The sequence below is a fragment of the Pseudoflavonifractor hominis genome, from assembly GCF_014288125.1.
In the GTDB taxonomy this organism is placed as follows: Bacteria; Bacillota; Clostridia; order Oscillospirales; family Oscillospiraceae; genus Pseudoflavonifractor_A; species Pseudoflavonifractor_A gallinarum.
The window spans coordinates 387,464-410,199 of record NZ_JACOPR010000002.1 but is presented as its reverse complement, the minus strand read 5'-3'; the positions used below and the strand labels follow the sequence as shown (position 1 = coordinate 410,199).

Genomic DNA, 22,736 nt, shown 5'->3' with positions numbered 1-22,736 from the left:
GACGAATATGACCAGCTTGGAGTGTGCCCGCGCGGCCTTTGCCGTGCTGTGTGAGAACAGCCCCGCCAACCACTGCCGCCTGGAGGGCAGCGTTCTGGACGCCGGGAAAGAGGTCCCCGGCGGATGGAGTTCCGCCCGGACGCTGACCGAGGGACTCTATGGCGGGAAAGCCATCGTAAACGTGTCCCAGCAGAGGCTGGGCGAGGAGCAGGTCCCCACTGTGGAGATCCTGTGCGACGACCCGGTGCTGGCCTCGGAGAGCTTTACCTCCCGTGAGGGGCTGGTGGGCCTGCAGGAGGCGGACGGCGCCTGGGCGCTGGCCTATGGGGAAAATGCCGGCGGAGCGCGGGGCAATGTGGTGCTGGCCGTTCCGGCCAGCCTGTGCGCCGTGGTGGTGGAGGCCGCTGCGGCAGTGCCCCGGGCGGTATCCTATCTCCTGGAGCAGGGTGTGCCCCAGGAGGAGATCCTGTGGGGCTGGAGCTGCTGCCCGGTGGTGCTCCCCTCTCTGGACGGAGAGGCGGTCCGTGCCGCCCACCGCGCCGCCATCGCCGCCCACGGCGTGTGCAGCATCTGGGTCCGGAGCGCGCGCGCCGACCTGGAGACACTGGCCCGGAATTGGGGGGATTTCCGCCTGCGCCTGCACTGCCTGGAGGACGGAAAGACCTATGGCGCGGTGGGACGGATGCCGGCTTCCTAAAAAAGCTGTCATTCAATTTAATTTAGGAAGCGGTTGTAAGATGGATTTGAATATGTTATAATGAACAAAAAGGAGGTGTATAATGCAACTAAAATTGGGAATAAGTTCGAAGGTATGGCGTTTATGAGGATAGGTTTGAGGTATAGTTATGAAAAAACACCTTATTGCTAGTATTCTTATTACTGCCATTATTAGCTCTTTAAGCGTTGTTTCAGCAACTACAAGTAAAGACCTTTCTTAATAACCCTGAACTTGAGAGATTAGGTATTTCAGAAGAGACGTATTCTCAATTTCCATTAGAAAAGAAGGAGTTATATGCAGATATTCATATAATGGATTCTGCATCTGACACAAAATATTTTAAAGTTGAACAGCTATCAACACCAAATAATATAAATGAAGACTCAGAAACTATAGTTCCAGAAGTTTTAGTGGAAATTAGCGAACAAGAGTATGAGGTAGTGAAAGAAAGAATCGAAAGCGGAAATAAAGACGAGAGTCGATTGGTAAACCCGGATGAAGAGTCTGGAACCTGGCATAAAATGACGACTGAAGTTTTGTATGTTGATAATTCGGGAGGATTAAAGCGGTATTCATTAGTAAATAAAGTAGAAATTATTACAAATGAGTTGGATCAAGTTGGTGGCACTACATCGCATAAGGCATATATCGCAGGGGGACTCAATAGTCTTTGTAGTCCTATCAGCGGCAGTGAAGTGATGACAAAATGGCAAACAAATACCCTAACAGGACAAACGGATAGATTCGATGAATTTACTGCGCCATTTAAAAATCAAGGATATGGATTTGACTTTGGAATAAGCGCATTTAGTACAAAGTGTGATGTAACTATGACATTTCTGTTTACTACATTACAAGATATAAATATAATTGATGCCTATGGTTTTTGCGGCTATTGGGACCGGGCATTTACAGGAAGTGTTGGTATAGATATTGGTATGGAGATTAATGGGCCAAGTATTTCAATCACGCCGACGACATATCTGGTAAAAGCAAATGATACACATGCGCAGATGCTCCCGGCCTAACAGGTTTTGTTTCACATACATGGGAGACAGTGATGAAGAACGTGATGTTATGGCTGTTGTCGATCGTATTGATCTTGACGGTCCTGCGCAACGGCTGGTATCTCCTGAACGCGTCTTTTGAAGGCGTCCTTCTCTTCACTGCGGTGGGGATCTTTGCCATTGTGCTGATGTATCTGGTGGTCAAGATCTCGGATTTATGCGATTCATTGGAATAGAGGCCGCAGGAGAGTGTTTCAGGCGGAATTCCCTTGTAATTCCCTTAAAATGTGATATACTGAGTCATAGACTTTCCACATCTGCGCCCGCTGGTCTTGTCCGGCGGGCGCAGGTGCGTACCGGGGCAGCACAGCGCTCTGGAGAGAATAAATTGCAAAGGATTTCGAGACACATGACATTCCGTGAACTCGGCCTCATTGAGCCCATCCTGGGGGCCCTGGCCGAACTGGGGTATGAGCGCCCCTCCCCCATCCAGGAAAAGGCCATCCCGCCGGCCCTCACCGGGCGGGACGTACTGGGCTGCGCCCAGACCGGCACCGGCAAGACCTGCGCCTTTGCCACCCCCATCCTCCAGCGGCTCAACGCCGAGTCCATCCAGGGCCGGCCCATCCGTGCCCTGATTCTCACCCCCACCCGGGAGCTGGCGCTCCAGATCCAGGAGAGCTTTGAGGCCTACGGCAAGCATCTGAAGCTGCGCTCCACCGTGATCTTCGGCGGCGTTGGCCAGGCTCCCCAGGTGGAGCGGCTGCGCAAGGGTGTGGACATCCTGGTGGCCACCCCCGGCCGTCTGGCCGACCTCTACCAGCAGAAGCTGCTGGACTTCTCCGGCCTGGAGATCTTTGTTCTGGACGAGGCCGACCGGATGCTGGATATGGGCTTTATCCACGATGTGAAGAAGATCCTCAAGTGGCTTCCCCCGCGCAAGCAGACCCTCTTCTTCTCGGCCACCATGCCCGCCGAGATCACCGAGCTGGTGGACTCCCTCCTTCACGACCCGGCCCGGGTAGCGGTGGACCCGGTCTCCTCCCCGGTGGAGGTCATCGACCAGAAGCTCTACTATGTGGACCGGGGCAATAAGACCAAGCTTCTCTCCTCCCTGCTCATGGCGGGCAATGTGAAGAACGCCCTGGTTTTTACCCGCACCAAGCATGGGGCCAACAAAGTGGCCGGAGATCTCCAGAAGAGCGGCATCACCGCCGCCGCCATCCACGGCAACAAGAGCCAGACCGCCCGGCAGCAGGCCCTCTCCGACTTCAAGAGCGGCCGGGTCAAGGTGCTGGTGGCCACCGACATCGCCGCTCGGGGCCTGGACATCGAGGAGCTCTCCCACGTGTTCAACTACAACCTCCCCGATGTGCCCGAGACCTATGTCCACCGCATCGGCCGTACCGGCCGGGCCGGTCACGGCGGCACCGCCGTCTCCTTCTGCGACATCAATGAGAAGGATGAGCTCAAGGGCATCGAAAAGCTCATGGGCCGCTCCATCCCGGTGGTGGAGGATCACGCCTGGCCCATGGAGGTCTTTGAGCCTCTGCCCCGGGACAAGAAGGGGCGCCCGGTGAATCCGGAGGATGCCGAGGCCCGGGCGGCCGCCAAGGAGCGCCGCCGTGCCCGGGACGCGGCCAACAAGGCCGCCGCCGAAGAGCGCAAGGCCAAGGCCGCCCAGAAGGCCCAGGCGGCAGAGCCCGCTCCTGCCCCCAAAAAGAAGGGAGAGCGTCCCGCCCCGACGGTTTCGGAGGAGCAGACTCCGGCCCGGAAGAAGCGTGCCCGCGGCTACCGTGCCAGCGCTACTCTGGAGGAGGCGCTCACCGCCACCGCGCCCGCCCGTCCTGTCCGGGAGAGCGGGAACCGCCGGGAGGAGGAGTTCCACCATACCGATCCCCTGGCCGGAGATGTCATTATGGACGCCACCGCCCGCCTGCTGGCCCCCCGGCCCCGGATGTTCCAGAGCAAGGAGCAGCCCCGCAAGGAGCGCCCAGCCCGCCGGAGCAAGTCTCCCCGCCCCGCGGGAGAGGAGAACGGGCAGGAGAAGCGCCCGTCCCACTCCCCCAAGGAGGAGAAGCAGGCCCGCCCCGCCCAGAAGAAGAGCATGCCGGCCAAGGCCCTGGACGTGCTGGGCGGCGGGAAAAAGAAGCGCAATGGCCGCGGCAAGGGCCCCGGCCGTCCCCGCGAGGTGGAGCTGCGCACCGATGGAGTGAAGGACTCCACCGAGCTCTCCTCCAGCCTCATGAAGCCCTACTATCTGAGCGACGATTGAAATGGATAGAAGCCGCCCTGCGCCACATGTGGCGCAGGGCGGCTTCTTGTTTAAGCGTTTTCTGACGGCTCCGCAAAGGAAAACAGGGTCAAAAACTCCTCCAGGCCGTCGGTGACTTTATAGATTTGCCCGTCATAGCTTAACGTGCCCAGGTCAGAGAGGATCATGGTATAGGACTTTTCCCTGGTGGCCAGAGTCAATGTATAGCCGGCGCTCTCATAGGGCTGGAACTGTCCGCCGTCGGGCGTGGACCAGCGCAGCGTGCTGTGGGCAAACCAGTTTTCCAAGTCCTCCAGCTGGGCGGGCGTACAGATGAGGGACTCGCTGCGGAGACCCTTTGCCGTCCGGATCACTTCGCCGTAGGTCAGCCCGCTCCCGTGAGAGGGCAGGAGACTGGCTGTCGTGCGGGGACGAAAGAGAAGGAAAAGCAGGGCCAGGATGCACAGTGCAAGTACCCCCGCAAAGATCCAGATCCGCTTGCGAGTGATTCCTTTCATAACAAACGTACTCCAATCCGATCAAATACAGTGCAGGTAGGTAAAAACAGACGTCCACACCTCACACCATGGGGATCACCTGCTTTCTTGGAATAGGTTCATTGTAGCATATTTGAAAGGAAAAAACAGCCCGGTTTCAAAGTGATACCGGCCCCCGCGTCTTGAGACGCGGGGGCCGGCTATTTCAGCAGAAATATCACGCTTTCTTACAGCGCCAGATCCAGCGTGTAAGCGGTGTGGAGCAGGGCGGGATAGGCGTCCTCCGACCCGGCCGGGGCGGCCAGGGTGAGCTCTACATAGGAATTGGAGTTTTCCACGGAAAACACGGTGTACACAGTCGTTCCCTCCTGATAACGATAGAATACAGCGGGCAGACCCCGGAAGAGGATGACGTCGGGCTGCTCCAGCAGCTCCACACCGCCCAGGGCGTCCCGCAGCGCGGTGAGCCGGGAGACCGAGAAGTCAGTCAGCGTGGCGGCATTCTGGCCGGATTTGGCAAAGGAGAGGGCCTTCAGCGTGCCGTTCTGGTCGGTGAAGGTGAGACCGGCAGCTCCGTCCTGCTGGACCTCTTCCCAGTTCCCCGCGCCGAAGGTGAGGCGGAAGGCGCCGTCGGTATTTTCCACGGTGGTCCCGTCGACGGGGGTGTCCAGGGCGGAGGTCACCCGGCTCTCCGGCAGGGCCAGACGGTTGAGGATGGCGGCGGCGCTGGAGCGGTCGATGGGGGCATCCGGGGAGAAGGTGCCATCCCCCGTTCCGGCCAGTACCCCGGCGTTATAGAGGAGATAAATAGCCCCGGCGTGGGCGGTGGAGGAGGTCACATCGGGGATGGAGGCCACCCGGTTGATCCGGGGGAGCTCCTCCGCCGGCAAGGCGTAGGCAAAGATACCTGCCATATCCGAGCGGGTGATGGGCGCGCTGTAATCGGAGAACTCCTTGCGCAGGATGAGGCCGTTTTCCTCGGCGTAGTCCACCGCGTTCTCATACCAAGGGGAGCCGCCGGGGGTAAAGTTCTGCCCGGTGTAGGCGGAATGGACCTGGGCGGCCATGGTGATGGCCTCGGCAGCGGAGAGCTGGCCCTGGGGATCAAAGCGGCCGTCTCCCTTGCCCTTCATCAGGCCCAGCTTCACGGCCTGCTCCACGTCGGCGGCATACCAGGCCCCGGCGGATACGTCGGAAAAGCCCGGATAGGTCCCGTCCGGGACAAAGGTGTCCATCCCGGCGGCCAGCGCGGGGACGGCGAGGGTGAGCGCCAGGCCCAGAGGGGCCAGACGGCGGAACAGGGTGTGAGCCATGATAAAACGCCTCCTAGAGAGTGTGTCAGAATGTGTTCTGCCCCATTAGACGGCGGGGCGGGGAAAAAGTTCCCCCCAATACGGAATTGACCGGGGAGAAAAAAGCGGGTATACTGTCGGCCAAAGGAGGAATGCCTATGTGGCGCGCAGTACTGGCCGCCCTGGTGTTAGTCAATCTGGTGGAATTTGCCCTGATGGGCTGGGATAAACGGCGGGCCCGGCGGGGCGAGTGGCGGGTGCGGGAGCGGACCTTTTTCCTTCTGGCCCTTCTGGGGGGCGCCCTGGGCGGGATCGTGGGGATGCAGGTCTTCCGGCACAAGACCAAGCACTGGTACTTTCGTTACGGACTCCCTGCCATCCTGATACTTCAGGGAGGGCTGGCCCTCTGGCTGGCACTGGGACGCCCCCTCCCCGGCGGCGGGTAAAAAAAGCGGGTCTGCTGATGCAGACCCGCTTTTTTGATGTGGTTCTGGGGCTGGGCCTTAGAGACCGGCGATCCGCTCCGCTACAACGGCCACTACCGGAAGGGTAATGATGGAGAGGAGCGTGGAGAGGGTGACGATCTGAGCCGCGCTCTCGGTGTCCCGGTCAAACTGCTCGGCAAACATGGCCGTGACGCCGGCCGTGGGCACACCGGACAGGATCACCACGGCGACAAAGCTGATGGGGTTAAGGTGGAAGGGCAGCAGGATCAGGGCCGTCAGGACGGGAGCCACCACCAGCTTGATGACGGCGCCCAGGTAGAGCCGGGTGTTGCGGAAGGTGGCGGGCAGGTCGGCGGCCGCCATCTGAGCGCCGATAACCAGCATGGCCAGAGGGGTGTTCAGATCGGCCAGATAGCCGATGGTATTGCCTACCGGGGAGGGCAGGCGGATCTCCGCAAAGAAGAGGGGCAGCGCAATGAGAATGCCCAGGATGGGCGGGCTGAGCAGGACCTTTTTCACCGAGAAGCGGCTGGGGCCGCCCATAAGGTAGACGCCGTAGGTCCACACCAGCAGGTTGAAGGCCACAAAGACCGGCATGGAGTACACCAGGCTTCCGTCCCCCAAGATGGCGGACATGAGGGGGAAGCCCATAAAGCCGGTGTTGCCGAAGATGACGGCAAAACGGAGAGTGTCCCGACGGTCCAAGTCCTGCCGGCGGAAAAAGCACTGGCAGAGCAGAGCCAGGACCAGATAACTGAGGATGACCAGACCAAAGGAAAAGACCATGTCGTGCAGCAGCGCCGGGTCATATTCCACCTGGAGGGAGTCAATGATGATACAGGGCGTCACCACATACAGCAAAAGGAATGAGAGCTGGGGCAGCGCCTCGGGGGTGAGCTTTCCCAGTTTGGCCAGCAGATAGCCAACGCTCATCAGCAGAAAAAGCGTCCCCACCTGTCCAATGACGATCAACAGATTTTGAAAAAAGCTGCTCAAGCAGATCTCCTCCTATGAGATACCTAAAAATTCACGCAAATTTTATTATACTGTTTTGGACCAGCATTTGTAAATAAAAAGTCCACTCAAAATTGACAAAATATCCCCCCTTGTCCTATACTGATTTCGATTCAATTGAGAATGAGGAGGAATATCATGTCACCCAAAGCATTCCGGGAACGGGGGTATCTGAGCCTGTTCGCGTCCTATTACAGGCCCCATATGGCCCTCTTCCTGCTGGATATGATCTGTGCCCTGGGCATTGCCGCGGTGGATCTGTCCTTCCCCCAGGTATCCCGCTGGGCCATGCAGACCCTGCTGCCCGACCGGCTGTTCGCCACCTTTTTTGCCGTCATGGCCATCCTCATCCTGGCCTATGTGCTCAAGGCCGGGCTGAGCTTTATCGTCACCTATTGGGGCCACCTGATGGGCGTGCGTATTGAGGCCGACATCCGCCGGGACCTCTTTGCCCATATGCAGACCCTCTCCTTTTCCTTCTATGACAAGAACCGCACCGGCCACCTGATGAGCCGGGTCACCGGCGATCTCTTTGAGATCGCCGAGCTGGCCCACCACGGCCCCGAGGATATGTTCATCTCGGCCGTGACCCTGCTGGGGGCCTTTGTGGTGATGCTGAACATGCAGTGGAAGCTGGCGCTGGCCGTCTTTGTGGTGGTGCCGGTCTTCCTGCTGTTCTCCGTGTTCCAGCGCAAGCGGATGATGCGCTCCTCCACCCAGGTCAAGCAGAAGCTGGCAGGCATCAACGGCGAGGTGGAGTCCTGCATCTCGGGTATGCGCACCGCCAAGGCCTTTGCCAATGAGGACACCGAGCGGGCCAAGTTTGAGGCGGCCAACGACCGCTACCGCAACGCCAAGCGGGGCTATTACCGCACGATGGCCATCTATTTCTCCGGAATGGAGTTTGCCATGGGCATCCTGCCGGTGCTGGTCATCGCCTACGGCGGCATCCTCATCATGCAGGGGGAGATGGACTTCATCACACTGACCACCTTCTCCCTCTATGTGACCACCTTTATCAGCCCCATCCGCAAGCTGTCGGCCTTTATGGAGATGCTCATGCAGGGCACCGCCGGATTCAAGCGCTTTGTGGACCTCATGCGGCTGGAGCCTGAGATCCAAGACGCCCCCGACGCGGTGGAGCTGGGTGCCTCCGCCCCGGTGGCGGGCGACATCCGGGTGGAGGACGTCACCTTCCGGTACGAGAGCACCTCCCCCGCCGTGCTGGAGGGAGTCTCCCTCCACGTCCATCCCGGGGAGACCGTGGCGGTGGTGGGCCCCTCCGGCGGCGGAAAGTCCACCCTGTGCCAGCTCATCCCCCGCTTCTACGACGTGACTGAGGGGCGCATCCTCCTGGACGGCTGGGACGTGCGCGAGCTTCAGCAGCGCTCCCTGCGGGAGAACATCGGCATCGTACAGCAGGATGTGTTCCTCTTTGCGGGGACCATCTACGACAACATCCGCTACGGACGGCCCGACGCCACCGAGGAGGAGGTCATCGAGGCCGCCCGCCGGGCTGAGATCTATGAGGACATTCTGGAGATGCCCGACGGCCTCAACACCTATGTGGGTGAGCGGGGCGTCATGCTCTCGGGCGGACAGAAGCAGCGTATCTCCATCGCCCGTATCTTCCTGAAAAATCCCCCCATCCTGATTCTGGATGAGGCCACGTCCGCCCTGGACAGTGTCACGGAGCACCGCATCCAGTCGGCCTTTGACGAGCTGGCCAAGGGGCGCACCACCCTCATCATCGCCCACCGCCTCTCCACCATCCGCAGCGCCAACCGTATTCTGGTGATCGACGGCTGCGGCATTGCCGAGGAGGGCACCCATGAGGAGCTGCTGGCCCGGGGTGGCCGGTATGCCGCCCTCTATGAGGCCCAGCGGGCGGTGGCGGCCGAGTAAACCGGCCGCTTCCCTGGGGTAAAATCCATAGAAAAACGGCCGGAGCCGCACGGAAAATCCGTGCGGCTCCGGTATTCTCTTTCTGCTAGGACAGGGCCTATGTGCTGCGGAAGGGGCCAAAAGGAAAGGCTTGCTCCTTGCGGTTTGGTGCGGTACAGGGTATCATAAAGCCTATGGAACAGATTCGATGATAGACCTTACAGAAGGTGTAAAGCCAAGGGGGAGGAAAAGAAATGGAATGGGTACTGAGCGTTGGGGTGGTTGCCGCAGTGCTGCTGGTGCTCTGGCGGGTCGGGGTCCTGAGCGGCGGCGCCTCTCTGTGCGTAGGCGGCTGCTGGGGCTGGCGGGACCGATGGACAGGGCGGTATTCTTATTTTTCTGGGCTGTTGTGGCGCCGCTTCCGGCCGGCCGCGGGGGGCTATGATGTGCTGGTGGTCCAGGTAAAGACGCAGGCCGGAAATTTGGACCTGGAATTGCGGGAACGGGACGGGACCGTGCTCTACTGCTGGTCGGAACTGGAGGATGCCTCTTTTTGTGTGGATGTGTGTGGAAAAAAGGACCTGATCGTCCGGATCGAGGGGAACAGTTATAAGGGAAACTTTTCCCTGCGGCTGCTCCGCTCCCAGGAGGACCGGGAAGATACACCGTAATGGGCCATATCTGACCCAGGTGGAATTTCGGGTAGAGCCGCATTAAGAGAACAACAGAGCACCCTTTTCCCCAACCTTCCATAGGATGGGGGAAAAGGAGGCTCGATATGAAGCTATGGACGGCGTTGACCGGCGCGATTTGTTTTGCGCTGGCCTGTAATTTGGACACGGTGCTGCTGGCGGCAGCCTATGGGGGGCGCGGGCTCTCCATCTCGCCGGGGCCCTCGCTGGTGCTGGCGGGGGTGACCACCCTCATCACAGCCCTCTCGCTGCTGCTGGGGAACGCGGCCACCGCAGTGCTCCCCCCGGAGACGGCGGAAGTGCTGGGCGGGCTGGCCCTGGTGGGCATTGGATGCTGGTTTTTACTGGATTACCTGCGGGGGCGCACCGAGACGGCGGAAGAAGAGCCGTCGTCGCCCGGGCTGGCGGGTTGGGTCTCGCTGGCGGCCGCGCTGGCAGTAAACAACGCGGGTGCGGGCGTGGCAGCCGGCGCGGCCGGGATCCCCACCCTGGCGGCGGCGGGAAGCAATTTTCTGGTGACACTGGTGGCCCTTCCCCTGGGACACCGGCTGGGCTGCGGTGCGGCGGAGCGGCTGCTGGGGCGGTATGCCCTACCCCTCTCGGGCGGCCTGCTGGTACTGCTGGGCGCCTGGGAGGTCCTGCTCTGAGGCAGGGGGACCATAGAAAGGACGGCTACATATGACAAGATTGGAGTACTTGGGCGGCCGGGAGGCCGTCATTGCGGGTATTTTGGAGGAATTTCAGGGCCTCTCCGCCCGGCCCCACGGGTCCGGGCAGGAGGAGGCGGAGAGCCGTTATCTGGTGGAGCGGCTGGAGGGACTGGGCCTCTCACCCGTCCGGGACCGGGCGGGGAACGTGATGGCTGACGTGCCCGCCACGCCCGGCCGGGAGGAGTCTCCCCTTCTCATCCTCCAGGGACACATGGACATGGTGTGCACCGTCCGCCCGGGCAGCGGGTTTGATCCCCGCAGAGACCCGCCCCGGGTGGTGGTGCGGGACGGCTTTGTGCGCACCGACGGCAATTCCACCCTGGGGGCGGACAATAATTTGGGGAACGCCGTGGTCCTCTACCTGCTGGCGCAGGGCGTGGAGCACGGCCCCCTGCGCCTCCTGTTCACGGTCAGTGAGGAGGTGGGCCTCAAGGGGGCGGCCCAGGTGGACCCCAGTTGGCTGGCGGGGGCCTACGGCCTATTGAACACGGATGGGTTCCACTTCGGCCGGGCCATTGCCGGTTCGGCCGGGGGCCGGCGGGAGACCTATGTCCGTACCCTGGAGCGGCGAGCTGCCGCCGGGACGGAGGGCTGGCACATTGCTCTGACCGGCGGCACGGGAGGCCACTCGGGGGACGACATCCACCGGGGACGGCTCAACGCGGTGCAGACCCTGGCGTCCTTCCTCCAGGATCGGGCGGCGGACTGGGAGGTAGCCGAGTTCTCCGGCGGCTCGGCCCACAACGCCATTCCCGCCTCGGCCCAGGCGGTGCTGGTCCTTCCGGCCGGACAGGAGGGGCTTTTACAGGAGCGGGTGGCCGCCCTGAGGGCGGAGATTACCCGGCGTTACGGCGAAAGCGACCCCCATGCCCGGGTGGAAGTAGAGCCTGTGCCCTGTCCGGAGCAGGTGTGGAGCGACGAGACCATCCGGGCGGTGTGCGGCCTGGCCGCGGGGCTCTTCCACGGGGTATACGCCATGCACCCGGCCTTTCCGAATGTGGTGGGGGCATCGGCCAATGTGGCGGCCGTCCAGCTCCGGGGGGAGGAAGCGGCAGTGCTGGCCTTCATCCGCTGCGCCCGGCGGGAGGAGGAAGCAATTCTCTTCCCCATGCACGACGCGGCGGCGGCCCAGGCGGGCTTTGCCCTGCGGGAGGTCTCCTACTACCCCGGCTGGCCGGGCGATCCTCAGAGCCGCCTGATCCAGGTGCTCTGTCAGAGCTATCAGGAGGCCGTGGGGCGGGAAATGGAAGTAACCGCCGTCCATGTGGGGCTGGAGCCCTCCGTCCTGGGAGAAAAGGCCCCCGGCATGGTGATGGTGAGCGCGGGTCCCGACATCCTGGACGCCCACTCGGTGGATGAGCGGGCCCCTCTGGACACCCTGCCCGATTACGCCACCACCCTGGCCGGTGTGCTGGCCGGGATTTAAAACAAACACGATAAAAATAGAACTGCGGCCCGCGATCATACGATCGCGGGCCGCGGCTTTTCTTGAAAAAGAGGGGCTTTTACATCTGGGTGAGCATCCCGGCCACCTCGGAGAGGTAGTTGGGCTGGAAGGACTCAATCTCGCCCTGGTCGCAGGCGGCGGCCAGCTTGGGATCGATGGGCAGACGGGCCAGCACCTTCAGGCCGTGCTCAGTGGCCACGGCGTCGATGTGGCTCTCGCCGAAGATGGCGTGCTGCTTGCCGCAGTCGGGGCACTGGAAGTAGCTGTAGTTCTCCACCAGGCCCAGCACGGGAATGTGCATCATCTCGGCCATCTTGACGGCCTTGGTGACGATCATGCTCACCAGATCCTGGGGAGAGGTGACCATGATGATCCCGTCCACGGGCAGGGACTGGAACACAGTCAGGGGCACGTCACCGGTTCCGGGAGGCATATCCACGAAGAGATAGTCCAGCTCGCCCCAGATGACGTCGGTCCAGAACTGCTTGACAGTGCCGGCAATGACCGGGCCGCGCCAGATGACGGGGTCGGTCTCATTCTCGGTGAGGAGGTTGAGGCTCATCACCTCCACCCCGCCCTTGGAGGTCTCGGGGTAGATGCCCAGCTCGCTGCCCGCGGCCCGGGTGTGGATGCCGAAGGCCTTGGGGATGGAGGGGCCGGTGATGTCGGCGTCCAGGATGCCGACCTTCTTGCCCAGGCCGGCCATGGCGCAGGCCAGAGAGGAGGTCACCAGGCTCTTGCCGACGCCGCCCTTTCCGCTGACCACGGCAATGACCTTCTTGACGTGGGAGAGCTCATGGGACGGGACCTGAAAGCTCTGGGGGCTGGTGCGCTCCGAGCAGCTCTCGCCGCAGGAGGAGCAGTTGTGGGTGCATTCAGACATGGGTCATGTTCCTTCTTTCTTGTATTTCTCCAGGTAAATGGGGATCACTTGTATCGGTAGGTCCCGCCGCCGATAAACTCCCGGATGAGGGAGCTGGGCGGGACCAGCGCAGGGTCGATGGGCTCAAACCACCGGAAAGCATCCAGCAGGTCGTGGAGCTCCTTCCAGCGGGGATTGCTGGGGGGCAGACTCTCCAGAGCCTGGGCCAGCGGGGCGGCGTAATTGGCGAAGACCGCCGCCTCATAGGGCAGTGAGGAGTCCACCACGATGTGGGCCCGGCCCTTGTAGGGGGAAATATACCGCTTCTCTCCCCGGCGGACGTTGTGCCACATGGACAGGGTGTCGGTGAGGTCGGTGCCCCGGAAGTTGCAGTCCCGCACGGCCCGGCGGGTAATGCGCATCCAGGTGCCCTTGAAGCGGACCGCCCCGTCCTCCAGCACGTTGGAGCGGGCTGAGACATAGAGGGCGGTGGCCTCCGGGTGGCGCCCGGCGATGTCGTCGTTCAACGCGTGGATGCCCTCAAAGATGGCCACCTCGTTGTCCCGGAGGTGGAGGGGCCAGCCCTTGGCGTCGTTGCGCATCTGGCGGGAGAACTCAAACCGGGGGATGGTGACCTCTTCCCCCCGGGAGAGGCGGGTGAAGGTCTCGTCCAGCAGGGCCATGTCCAGCAGCTGGGGGGATTCAAAGTCGATGCCCCCCTCCGGGGTGCGGGGCGCGGCGGGATGGCTGGGGGGATGAAAGTAATTGTCCAGCGAGACCGTGTGGGTGTTCACACCCCGGCGCTCCAGCTCCTCCTCCAGCTTGAGGGCGGAGGTGGTCTTGCCGGAGCCCGACGGGCCGGAGAGGAGCACGATGGGGCTCTTCTCCATGCGCTGGACGATGACGTCGGCCGCATGGCGGATGCGTTCCTGGTAGGCCTCGTCACACTCGGCCAGAAAGGCGGCGGGATCGTGTCGGGTGCGCGTCCGAATCTCCGTGAGGGAATAGGCCATAAAGCCTCCTTTCCGGGGGGATCACTCCCCCTGACGCAGTTGGAGCAGGAAGTCGGCGGCCTGATGTTTGCCGCGCAGAAGCTTTTCCAGACTGTCCACGTACTCGTGGGGATATTTCGGATTGGCGATGCGCTCGATGCGCCCGGTGCGGGGGTGGACCAGCTTGGTCACGCCGCCCCCTCCAAGAGATAGTATGGTGTGGAGCTCCTCCATCATGCAGATATTGTAGAGACTTTCCCAGCCCGGCTTGGCCCAGCCCACATTTTCAAAGGAGCCGGACATGTATTTCTGCCGGTAGAGATAGTAGGGCACCTGCCCATGGGCGCGCAGGGTCTTCCACGCGTAGGAGAGCATGGCGTCCACATCCTCCGCCGTGGGGAGAACGGGGCTCTCCTCCGTGCCGTCCCCCATCAGGCGGGAGCCCTTCTTGAGGGCCAGAGTGTGGACGGTCACATTCTCCGGATCCAGCGCCAGGACCTGGTCCAGGGAGGCGCGGAAGCCCTCCGGCGTGTCCTGGGGCAGCCCGGCGATAAGATCCATGTTCACGCAGGGGATGCCCGAGGCGCGCACCAGCTCAAAGGAGCGCAGGATGTCGGCGGCGGTGTGGGCCCGCCCCATAGCGGCGAGGACGGCGTCCTGCATGGTCTGGGGATTGACCGACACCCGCTGTACCCCCCGGCGGCGCAGGACGGCGAGCTTTTCCGCGGTGATGGTGTCGGGCCGCCCCGCCTCCACCGTGTATTCCGTACAGCGGGAGAGGTCAAAGCGCTCCTCCACCCGGCCCAGCAGCAGATCCAGCTGAGGGGCGCTCAGGGTGGTGGGGGTGCCGCCCCCCACGTAGAGGGAGCGCACGGCGTACCCGGCCCGGCGCAGTTCCTCCGCCGTGGCGTCCACCTCCTGGAGGAGGACCTCCAGAAAGGGCGAGAGGAGCTTGAGGGTCCGGCCCACGTCGGCCGAGACAAAGGAGCAGTAGGCGCACCGGGTGGGACAGAAGGGAATGCCGATGTAGAGGGAGACCTCGTCCTCCCGCAAGCTCTGCTTGGCCCGCAGGCTGGCCTGGGCGCAGTCCAGGGCCAGGGCGGCCCGGCCCGGGGAGACCCGGTAGGTCTCCCGCAGCTCACGCTCGGCCTCCTGGGGTGTGGCTCCCCGCTCCATGGCGCGGGTGGGGATCTTGACCGGGCGCACGCCGGTGAGGGCCCCCCAGGGGGGCTCGTGGCCCAGGACGGTCACCCCGGCCCGGTAGAAGGCCAGCTTCAGGATACGCTGGCACACCCGGTCCCGGACCAGGGGATCTTCCCCACCGGGGACCGGGGCGGAGTCCTCCCCCACGGTCTCCTTCCCCTGCCAGCGCAGGACGGCCCGGGCGTGCAGGGTGTCCCCCTGAGGGGTAAGGGTGAGGAGAACTGCGTTTGCCCCCTCGGGGGCGGGGGTATAGTCGGGCCGCTCCTCCGGAAAGAGGGTGAGCATCATCTGCTCGGCGGCATATCGGTAGTCATGTCCTTGTAAGGTCAGATGCATATGAGGGACGGAAGGGACTTTGTTTCCCGGGAAACAGAGTCAGTCTTCCTTCATCGCCTCCTTCAGATAGTAGTTGTATTTGCGCTCATGGTCCAGCGTGGAGGGGTCCATGTGGCCGGGCAGGACGGTCAGGTCCCCCTCCAGTCCGCCTAGGCGGCGGAGGGAGGCGCGCATCGCGTCATAGCTTCCCCCGGGCAGGTCGGTACGGCCCATGGAGCCCTTGAAGAGGGTGTCGCCGGTGAGCAGGGTATCCCCCGCCCGCAGGACCACCGAGCCCTGGGTGTGGCCGGGGGTGTGGAGGACCTCCAGGTCCACCCCGCCCACCTGCACGTGGTCTCCGTCCTGGTAGAAGGTCAGCCCCCCCATCTCCTCGATGCGGAAAAAGGGCTTGGGCATCTCCGCGTCGCCGGGGTGGACGTAGACGGGCACGCCGGGCAGCTCCTGCCGCAGGGCGGGCACACCCATGGTGTGGTCATAGTGGGCGTGGGTCAGGAGGATGCACTGTACCTGCCACCCCTCTGCACGGACGGTGGACAGGATGCGGGGATCGGGATCGCCGGGATCGACGATGGCGCAGCGCTTGCTGGCCTCATCGGCCACCAGATAGCAGTTGGTGGACACGGCGGGGAGCAAAATGGTCTTGATTACCATGGAAATCACCTCAGTCAGAGATCGTATTACATGTGGTCGGTGTCAAAGAGAATAGTGACGGGGCCGTCGTTCTGAGAGAACACTTGCATATCCGCGCCGAATTCGCCATGTTCCACGTGAAACCCTCTGCCTTCGCACTCGGCCATGAACTTCTCGTAGAGAGGGACGGCGATGTCGGGCTTGGCGGCCCCAGTGAAGCCGGGCCGGCGGCTCTTGGTGTCAGCGTAGAGGGTAAACTGGGAGACCACCAGAAGGCTTCCCCCCACCGCCTCCAGATTGCGGTTCATCTTGCCGTTCTCGTCCTCAAAGACCCGCAGGCCGCAGACCTTATCGGCCATCTTAGCGGCCTGGGCCTCCGTGTCGTTGGGGCCCACACCCAGCAGGACCAGGAAACCCTGATCGATGGAGCCGTTGACCCGGCCGTCGATCTCGACGGAGGCGTTTTTCACTCGTGTCACAACTGCGCGCATACTATCATCCTTTATCTGTATCGTATAAAGCTACCGGTATTCTCGCTTCATGCCCCGGGCATACATGGGGTCAATGTCAAAGTAGACCAGATCGCCGGCCGAGCACTTGAGGTCGGTCACGTCCACCAGGGTCTCGATGGCGCCGATGCGGCCCAGGACTCGGGCCTTCTGCCCGTTGACCCGCACGGTGATGTGGCGGGCCCGCCACCAGCGGCGCAGGGTGGCCAGGAGTCCTGCATCCCGCCCCCGGGAGACCCCGAAGCCGTTCTGATGGCCCACCGGGATCACGGCGATCCGGGTGGGGCGGTGGAGACGGACGGTGGACTCGTTGCCCACGGTGTAGTCCTTGGGGACCCAGCGAGTCTCCTCAATGCCGGCCTCGCCGTAGCCCACCCGGAGCAGGCCGTCTCCCCGCCGGCGGCGGCAGCGGCCCAGCAGGACCGACCCGGCCCGCACCGCGTCCATCCGGGCAAAATCGTAATGCATCAGGGCGTAGGAGCCGGCGGCGTGGACGATCCCGGTCTCAAAGCCGGCCTGGTGTACCGCCTCCACCACCCGGTGGAACTGCTTGAGCTGCTCGGCGGCGTTGTGCCCGTCGGCGTGGATGGAGTGGACCTGGGTATAAATGCCCGAGAGGGCCACGTTGGGCAGATTCCGGTAGATGTTTACGATCTTCTCCGGCTCCCCGGCCAGGAAGCCGCCGAAGCCCAGGCCGGTATCCACCTGGATGTGGGCCTCGGCCACGGTGGAGCGGGCCTCCGCCGCGCTGTTGAGGGCGAGGCCGGTGTCCATCGAGCCCACGGTGCACACCACATTCAGGTCCAGCAGGCGGTCCAGCTCCTCCCGGTCGGTGGTGGCGCGGAGCATGAGGATCTCCTCATCCACCAGACCGGCCTTGCGCACGGCCTCGGCCTCCTCTGGCTCGGACACGGCAAAGCGGCGGACGCCCTCCTCCCGGAGAAAGCGGGCCAGCTCCGCGGTACCCGCGCCGCCGCCGTCCCCCGTGAGGACCCCGTAGATGGCGGCGCTGCCCGCCCGCTCTTTCACCACGGCAATATTGTGTTTCAGGGCTTTTTTCTCCAAAACCAGTGTTTTCACAGCCCTCGCCTCGCTTGTCTCGGTCATGTTCCCCCGCAGGGGACAGGTTAACTTTCATTATAACGCCTCCCCCATCTATCGTCAATGAAAAGCAGGGCGGAAGCGGGAGGGAAACCTTGTGTTTTGCCCGGAAAAGTGGTACAATTTCTTGATAATACCCTTTGGACAAACAGAAAGCGGAGGAACCGACTTGAAGCGAGAGACGACACAGATCACCGCCGAGCAGATCGCGGTGCAGATGGACTACTGCATGAAGATCCACGCCATGAATGCCCAGATGGACCACACCCCTCTGGCCATGGTGGACACCTATGGCTGCCAGCAGAACGAGGCCGACTCCGAGCGTCTGCGGGGCTACCTGAGCGAGATGGGCTACGGCTTTACCGATGACGAGCACAAGGCCGACCTGGTGCTGGTGAACACCTGCGCCATCCGGGAGCACGCCGAGCAGCGCGTGCTGGGCAACGTGGGGGCCCTCACCCACACCAAGCGGGCCAACCCCAACCAGATCATCTGCCTGTGCGGCTGCATGGCCCAGGAGGAGCATGTGGCCAAAAAGGTGCGGGAGTCCTACCGCCAGGTGGACCTCCTCTTTGGACCCCACGCCCTGTGGCGCTTCCCGGAGCTGCTGTGGCGCTTCCGGGCCACCGGCAAGCGGGTCTTTGAGCACACCGACGAGGCCGGTTCCATCGCCGAGGGCATCCCGGTGGTGCGTCAGGGCGGCGTGAAAGCCTGGGTCTCCATCATGTACGGGTGCAACAACTTCTGCACCTACTGCATCGTCCCCTATGTCCGGGGCCGGGAGCGCAGCCGCCGTCCCCAGGTCATTCTGGAGGAGATCCGGGGCCTGGTGGCCGAGGGCTACAAGGACATCACTCTGCTGGGCCAGAACGTCAACTCCTACGGCAAAGACCTGGACGAGCCCATGGACTTTGCCGATTTGCTGAAAGAAGCCGCCGGGATCCCCGGCGACTTCCTGCTGCGCTTTATGACCAGCCATCCCAAGGACGCCTCTCAGAAGCTCTTTGAGACCATGGCCTCCTCCGAGAAAATCGCCCCCTGCTTCCACCTCCCCTTCCAGGCCGGAAGCGACCGCATCCTCAAGGCCATGAACCGAGTGTACGACCGGGCGGGATACCTGGATAAGGTCCGCCGCCTGCGGGAGCAGATCCCCGATGTGGTCATCACCTCTGACGTGATTGTGGGCTTCCCCGGGGAGACCACCGAGGAGTTCGAGGAGACCCTGAGCCTCATTGAGGAGGTCCGCTTTGACGCCCTCTTCACCTTTATCTACTCCCCCCGGGTGGGTACCCCTGCGGCCAGCATGCCCGACCCCATGTCCCGGGAGGAGAAGCTCCGGAACTTCCAGCGCCTGGTGGACCGGCAGGATCAGATCTCTGAGGAGAAGCACGCGGCCTATATCGGCAAGACCGTCCGCTGTCTGGTGGACGGGAAGGACGAGAAGGGCCTCACCGCCCGCACCCCGGGCAACCGGCTGGTCCGCCTCACCGGGGAGGAGTCCCTCATCGGAAGCTTTGTGGACGTGGCCATCACCGGGGCCAACAAGTGGTCCCTATTCGGCGAGCTGGCCTAAGCTCCCCAGACGAACTCCTGCGGCCAGGGCGGCGCGGAGGAGCGCATGCTGTTTGGCCTCCCCGGCCAGGGCCTGGAGGCCGCAGAAGTCCTCCAGATGGCCAAGGGCCTCCGGCCCCAGGTGGGCGCGCAGCCAGTCCAGGTGAAAGTCCCGGTAGGCGCGGTTCTGCTCGTACTCCGGGTCCGTGAGGAACCGCTGCGCCTGCTCCTGAATATAGGGACTGAGATATTCCAGTAAGTCGGGCATCGTTGGATTCCCCCATCCTAAGATAACAGCTCCGTTTGGAGATGTTTTAATCATATCAGCTCCAAATGGAGCTGTCAAGAGGAAACACGGCATGAGTGTATTGTCAGAACGTTTGAAGGAGCTGCGGCTGCTCCACCAGAAAAAGCAAGACGAACTTGCAGACATTCTGGAATTGTCGTACAGTGCCTATAAGCGCTACGAATATGGCGAGCGGGAACCTACGGCTTCTACGATCATCCGTATGGCCCAGTATTTTGAGGTCAGCGCCGATTATCTGCTGGGCCTGCGGGACGAGCCGTAATGAGTGAAACCGTCAGGAATATTGGTGTGATTTCATGAAGATGTTAGCGCAACGGCTTTTGACCCTGCGAAAACAACACTGCTTAAAACAGACAGAAGCGGCACAGGCACTTGGTCTGTCTATCAGCGCCTATTGCCGGTATGAGTATGGCGAGCGGGAACCGACTGCCTCTACTATTGTCCGTATGGCCCGGTATTTTGGGGTCAGCGCTGATTATTTGCTGGGCCTGCGGGACGAGCCGTAAGATTTTGAGAACGCGCCTGCGCGGCGGGCGCACCGCTTTCTTTGCAAAGAAAGCGGTGGGAAAGAAAGCCCAGAGAGGGATACCCCCTCTGGACTCCCCCCTTGCATCCCCGACCCGGGATACACCACAGAAGAAAAGGAGCCTTGACCATGCCAGCAGACACCACCCCCATGATGCGCCAGTACATCGCCATGAAGGAGGACCACCCGGACTGTATCCTCTTTTTCCGTCTGGGGGACTTCTATGAGATGTTCAATGAGGACGCCAAGCTGGTGTCGAAGGAGCTGGAGCTGACCCTCACCAGCCGGGACCGGAGCAAGCCGGAGGGAGAGCGCACCCCCATGTGCGGCGTGCCCTACCACAGCGCGGACGCCTACATCGCCCGGCTCATCGCCAAGGGGTACAAGGTGGCCATCTGTGAGCAGATGGAGGACCCGGCCACCGCCAAGGGGCTGGTGGACCGGGACATCATCCGCATCATCACCCCGGGCACGGTCATCGCCTCCTCCATGCTGGACGAGGGGCGCAACAACTTCATCTGTTCCATCTATTTGGACGAGCGGGGGGCCGGGCTGTGCTTCTGTGACATCTCCACCGGAGAGATTTCAGTGACCTCCTTCCACGGCGGGGACGCCCTGGAGCACCTTCAGAACGAGCTGGGCCGCTTCTCCCCCCGGGAGGCCCTCCTCTCCGAGGGGGCCAGCCGGAACGAGGCCCTGGGGGCCTTCCTGCGGGACAAGCTGGAGTGCCGCTGTGAGAACGGTGGGGAGGAGCGCTACCGCCCCGAAACGGCGGGGGCCGCCGTGAAAAAGCAGTTCCAGAGCGGGGTGAGCGCCCTGCCTGAGGGGGACAGCCACGCGGTCCAGGCGGTGGGAGGATTGCTCTCCTACCTCTATGAGACCCAGAAGACCGACCTCTCCCACCTCTCCACCCTCACCTACTTCACCTCCGGGCAGTTCATGGAGCTGGATCTTACCGCCCGGCGGAACCTGGAGCTCACCGAGACCCTGCGGGCCAAGGAGAAGAAGGGCTCCCTCCTCTGGGTGCTGGACAAGACCCGCACCGCCATGGGCCGCCGCCTCATCCGCACGTGGATGGAGCGGCCCCTCCTCTCTCCCGCCGCCATCCACCGTCGCCTGGGCGCGGTGGAGGTCCTGGTGAACGACCCCATTGCCCGGGAGGAGATCATCCTCTGCCTGCGGGAGATCACCGATCTGGAGCGGCTCATCGGGCGCATCGTCTACGGCACCGCCGGCGGACGGGATCTGGTGGCCCTCTCGGGCGGCCTGGGCAGGCTCCCCCATCTGCGGGAGCTGCTGGAGGGGCTGTCCTCTCCCCTGCTCCAGTCCCTGCGGGAGGAGCTGGACGATCTCTCCGATCTGCGGGAGCTCATCGGCCGGGGCATCCAGGACGATCCCCCCTTCTCGGTCCGGGAGGGCGGCTTCATCCGGGACGGCTATGACCCGGAGGTGGACCGCCTGCGGGACATCCTGGTCCACGGCAAGGACATGGTGGCCGCCGTGGAGGCCCGGGAGAAGGAGCGCACCGGCATCAAGAGCCTGAAGGTGGGCTACAACAAGGTGTTCGGCTACTATATCGAGGTCTCCAAGTCCTACTACGATCAGGTGCCCGAGACCTATATCCGCAAGCAGACCCTGGTCAACTGCGAGCGGTACATCACGCAGGAACTCAAGGATCTGGAGCACTCCATCCTCACGGCCCAGGACCGGATCACCGCCCTGGAGTACGAGCTCTTCTGTGCCATCCGGGAGGAGACCGCCCGGCGGGTGGGAGACATTCAGCGCTCGGCCGCCGCCGTGGCCCAGGTGGATGTGCTCACCTCCTTTGCGGCCGTGGCCGCCGACCGTGGCTATTGCCGGCCGGATGTGGACCTCTCCGACGTGATTGAAATTACCGAGGGACGCCATCCGGTGGTGGAGCAGATGCTCAAGGGGGGACTCTTCGTCCCCAACGATACCCGGATGGACGCCGGCGAGAACACGGTGGCCATCCTGACCGGCCCCAACATGGCGGGCAAATCCACCTACATGCGCCAGGTGGCCCTCATCGTGCTCATGGCCCAGATGGGCTCCTTCGTACCCGCCCGGTACGCCCGCATCGGCATCGTGGACCGGGTCTTTACCCGCATCGGGGCCAGCGACGATCTGAGCGCGGGCCAGTCCACCTTCATGGTGGAGATGAGCGAGGTGGCCGAGCTCCTGAAAAACGCCACCAGCAAGAGCCTTCTCATTCTGGACGAGATCGGCCGGGGCACCAGCACCTATGACGGCATGTCCATCGCCCGGGCGGTGCTGGAGTACTGCGCCGACCGCAAGCGGCTGGGGGCCAAGACCCTCTTTGCCACCCACTACCACGAGATTACGGTGCTGGAGGGGCAGATCCCCGGGGTGAAGAACTATAACATCGCCGCCAAAAAGAAGAAGGAAGATATCCTCTTCCTGCGCAAGATCGTGCGGGGCGGCGCTGACCAGAGCTATGGCATCGAGGTGGCCAAGCTGGCGGGTGTCCCCGACCGGGTCATCCGCCGGGCCCGGGAGATCCTCAGCGAGCTGGAACAGGGCGGCGTGTCTGCCCCCGCCGCACCGGCTCCGTCCGGGGAGAGCCAGATGAGCCTCCTGGACCTGGGGGCCGGGGAGGTGGCCGAGCGGCTGCGCCGGGTGGATGTGAACACCCTCACCCCCATCGAGGCCATGAATCTGATCTACGAACTCAAGCAGAAACTCTGACCGCCGGAGGGCGGTCCCGGCAAAAGGAGGG

General features: G+C 62.8%; 23 protein-coding genes. 13 read left to right on the top strand and 10 right to left on the bottom strand.

The annotated features are described in order from the left end of the window. Window positions 1-7 precede the first annotated feature (7 nt). The 4 genes from H8S34_RS04720 to H8S34_RS04705 all read left to right on the top strand — a co-directional run bounded on the left by H8S34_RS04720 (window position 8) and on the right by H8S34_RS04705 (window position 4,000). Complete coding sequence (locus H8S34_RS04720) at window positions 8-697, top strand: methenyltetrahydromethanopterin cyclohydrolase (RefSeq protein WP_186963186.1); 690 nt, start codon at window positions 8-10, stop codon at window positions 695-697. A gap of 206 nt (window positions 698-903) precedes the next feature. Continuing rightward, on the top strand, window positions 904-1,746 hold the full coding sequence (locus tag H8S34_RS04715; RefSeq protein WP_186963185.1) for a hypothetical protein: 843 nt from the start codon (window positions 904-906) through the stop codon (window positions 1,744-1,746). Between the two features lie 56 nt (window positions 1,747-1,802). Then, on the top strand, window positions 1,803-1,961 hold the full coding sequence (locus H8S34_RS04710) for a hypothetical protein (RefSeq protein WP_180956819.1): 159 nt from the start codon (window positions 1,803-1,805) through the stop codon (window positions 1,959-1,961). A 173-nt stretch (window positions 1,962-2,134) separates the two neighbouring features. After that, window positions 2,135-4,000 (top strand): DEAD/DEAH box helicase, encoded by a 1,866-nt coding sequence (locus H8S34_RS04705; protein WP_186963184.1) that lies wholly within the window; start codon window positions 2,135-2,137, stop codon window positions 3,998-4,000. Window positions 4,001-4,050: 50 nt separating this feature from the next. Here H8S34_RS04705 and H8S34_RS04700 read toward each other — a convergent pair whose 3' ends face one another. Further along, window positions 4,051-4,497 (bottom strand): hypothetical protein, encoded by a 447-nt coding sequence (locus tag H8S34_RS04700; RefSeq protein WP_186963183.1) that lies wholly within the window; start codon window positions 4,495-4,497, stop codon window positions 4,051-4,053. A 206-nt stretch (window positions 4,498-4,703) separates the two neighbouring features. Then, window positions 4,704-5,789, bottom strand: a complete 1,086-nt coding sequence (locus tag H8S34_RS04695; protein WP_186963182.1) for an S-layer homology domain-containing protein — start codon at window positions 5,787-5,789, stop codon at window positions 4,704-4,706. A gap of 137 nt (window positions 5,790-5,926) precedes the next feature. Here H8S34_RS04695 and H8S34_RS04690 point away from each other — a divergent pair, with 137 nt between their 5' ends. Then, window positions 5,927-6,214, top strand: a complete 288-nt coding sequence (locus H8S34_RS04690) for a DUF1294 domain-containing protein (protein ID WP_101692500.1) — start codon at window positions 5,927-5,929, stop codon at window positions 6,212-6,214. A gap of 57 nt (window positions 6,215-6,271) precedes the next feature. Here H8S34_RS04690 and H8S34_RS04685 read toward each other — a convergent pair whose 3' ends face one another. Continuing rightward, complete coding sequence (locus tag H8S34_RS04685; RefSeq protein ID WP_186963181.1) at window positions 6,272-7,210, bottom strand: AEC family transporter; 939 nt, start codon at window positions 7,208-7,210, stop codon at window positions 6,272-6,274. Between the two features lie 156 nt (window positions 7,211-7,366). On the opposite strand from H8S34_RS04685, the gene H8S34_RS04680 reads away from it, so the two are divergent. The 4 genes from H8S34_RS04680 (at window position 7,367) to H8S34_RS04665 (ending at window position 11,940) form a co-directional block, all read left to right on the top strand. Further along, the gene (locus tag H8S34_RS04680) at window positions 7,367-9,133 is read left to right on the top strand and encodes an ABC transporter ATP-binding protein (protein WP_186963180.1); all 1,767 of its coding nucleotides are present in this window, start codon (window positions 7,367-7,369) and stop codon (window positions 9,131-9,133) included. A 233-nt stretch (window positions 9,134-9,366) separates the two neighbouring features. Further along, window positions 9,367-9,783 carry a hypothetical protein gene (locus H8S34_RS04675; RefSeq protein ID WP_186963179.1) on the top strand — a complete coding sequence of 139 codons (417 nt, stop codon included), beginning with the start codon at window positions 9,367-9,369 and terminating at the stop codon, window positions 9,781-9,783. Window positions 9,784-9,890: 107 nt separating this feature from the next. Next, window positions 9,891-10,451 (top strand): MntP/YtaF family protein, encoded by a 561-nt coding sequence (locus tag H8S34_RS04670; RefSeq protein ID WP_101692496.1) that lies wholly within the window; start codon window positions 9,891-9,893, stop codon window positions 10,449-10,451. Between the two features lie 31 nt (window positions 10,452-10,482). Continuing rightward, window positions 10,483-11,940, top strand: a complete 1,458-nt coding sequence (locus H8S34_RS04665; protein WP_186963178.1) for a M20/M25/M40 family metallo-hydrolase — start codon at window positions 10,483-10,485, stop codon at window positions 11,938-11,940. A gap of 79 nt (window positions 11,941-12,019) precedes the next feature. On the opposite strand, the gene H8S34_RS04660 is transcribed toward H8S34_RS04665, so the two are convergent. From H8S34_RS04660 to H8S34_RS04635, 6 genes are read right to left on the bottom strand one after another with little or no spacing between them, the layout of a single operon-like run. Further along, a complete protein-coding gene (locus tag H8S34_RS04660; RefSeq protein WP_101692494.1) occupies window positions 12,020-12,844 on the bottom strand; it encodes an Mrp/NBP35 family ATP-binding protein in 825 nt (274 codons plus the stop codon). 44 nt (window positions 12,845-12,888) lie between these two features. After that, complete coding sequence (locus H8S34_RS04655) at window positions 12,889-13,836, bottom strand: uridine kinase family protein (protein WP_186963177.1); 948 nt, start codon at window positions 13,834-13,836, stop codon at window positions 12,889-12,891. Window positions 13,837-13,857: 21 nt separating this feature from the next. Continuing rightward, a complete protein-coding gene (hemZ, locus tag H8S34_RS04650) occupies window positions 13,858-15,354 on the bottom strand; it encodes a coproporphyrinogen dehydrogenase HemZ (protein ID WP_101692492.1) in 1,497 nt (498 codons plus the stop codon). 39 nt (window positions 15,355-15,393) lie between these two features. Then, on the bottom strand, window positions 15,394-16,005 hold the full coding sequence (locus H8S34_RS04645) for an MBL fold metallo-hydrolase (protein ID WP_186963176.1): 612 nt from the start codon (window positions 16,003-16,005) through the stop codon (window positions 15,394-15,396). Between the two features lie 26 nt (window positions 16,006-16,031). Continuing rightward, window positions 16,032-16,475: a D-aminoacyl-tRNA deacylase gene (gene dtd, locus H8S34_RS04640; protein ID WP_101692490.1), complete on the bottom strand. Its 444-nt coding sequence runs from the start codon at window positions 16,473-16,475 to the stop codon at window positions 16,032-16,034. A gap of 30 nt (window positions 16,476-16,505) precedes the next feature. Further along, entirely contained in the window at window positions 16,506-17,573 is a 1,068-nt protein-coding gene (locus H8S34_RS04635) for an alanine racemase (RefSeq protein ID WP_186963175.1), read from the bottom strand. 190 nt (window positions 17,574-17,763) lie between these two features. Here H8S34_RS04635 and miaB point away from each other — a divergent pair, with 190 nt between their 5' ends. Next, on the top strand, window positions 17,764-19,167 hold the full coding sequence (miaB, locus tag H8S34_RS04630) for a tRNA (N6-isopentenyl adenosine(37)-C2)-methylthiotransferase MiaB (protein ID WP_243207910.1): 1,404 nt from the start codon (window positions 17,764-17,766) through the stop codon (window positions 19,165-19,167). On the opposite strand, the gene H8S34_RS15330 is transcribed toward miaB, so the two are convergent. Beyond that, complete coding sequence (locus H8S34_RS15330) at window positions 19,147-19,413, bottom strand: hypothetical protein (RefSeq protein ID WP_186963174.1); 267 nt, start codon at window positions 19,411-19,413, stop codon at window positions 19,147-19,149. The two genes, miaB and H8S34_RS15330, sit on opposite strands and share 21 nt — an antisense overlap. Before the next feature lie 91 nt (window positions 19,414-19,504). On the opposite strand from H8S34_RS15330, the gene H8S34_RS04620 reads away from it, so the two are divergent. The 3 genes from H8S34_RS04620 to mutS all read left to right on the top strand — a co-directional run bounded on the left by H8S34_RS04620 (window position 19,505) and on the right by mutS (window position 22,705). Next, window positions 19,505-19,714 carry a helix-turn-helix domain-containing protein gene (locus tag H8S34_RS04620; RefSeq protein ID WP_186963173.1) on the top strand — a complete coding sequence of 70 codons (210 nt, stop codon included), beginning with the start codon at window positions 19,505-19,507 and terminating at the stop codon, window positions 19,712-19,714. A gap of 34 nt (window positions 19,715-19,748) precedes the next feature. Beyond that, the gene (locus H8S34_RS04615; protein ID WP_186963172.1) at window positions 19,749-19,958 is read left to right on the top strand and encodes a helix-turn-helix domain-containing protein; all 210 of its coding nucleotides are present in this window, start codon (window positions 19,749-19,751) and stop codon (window positions 19,956-19,958) included. A gap of 149 nt (window positions 19,959-20,107) precedes the next feature. After that, on the top strand, window positions 20,108-22,705 hold the full coding sequence (gene mutS, locus H8S34_RS04610; RefSeq protein ID WP_186963171.1) for a DNA mismatch repair protein MutS: 2,598 nt from the start codon (window positions 20,108-20,110) through the stop codon (window positions 22,703-22,705). Window positions 22,706-22,736: the final 31 nt, after the last annotated feature.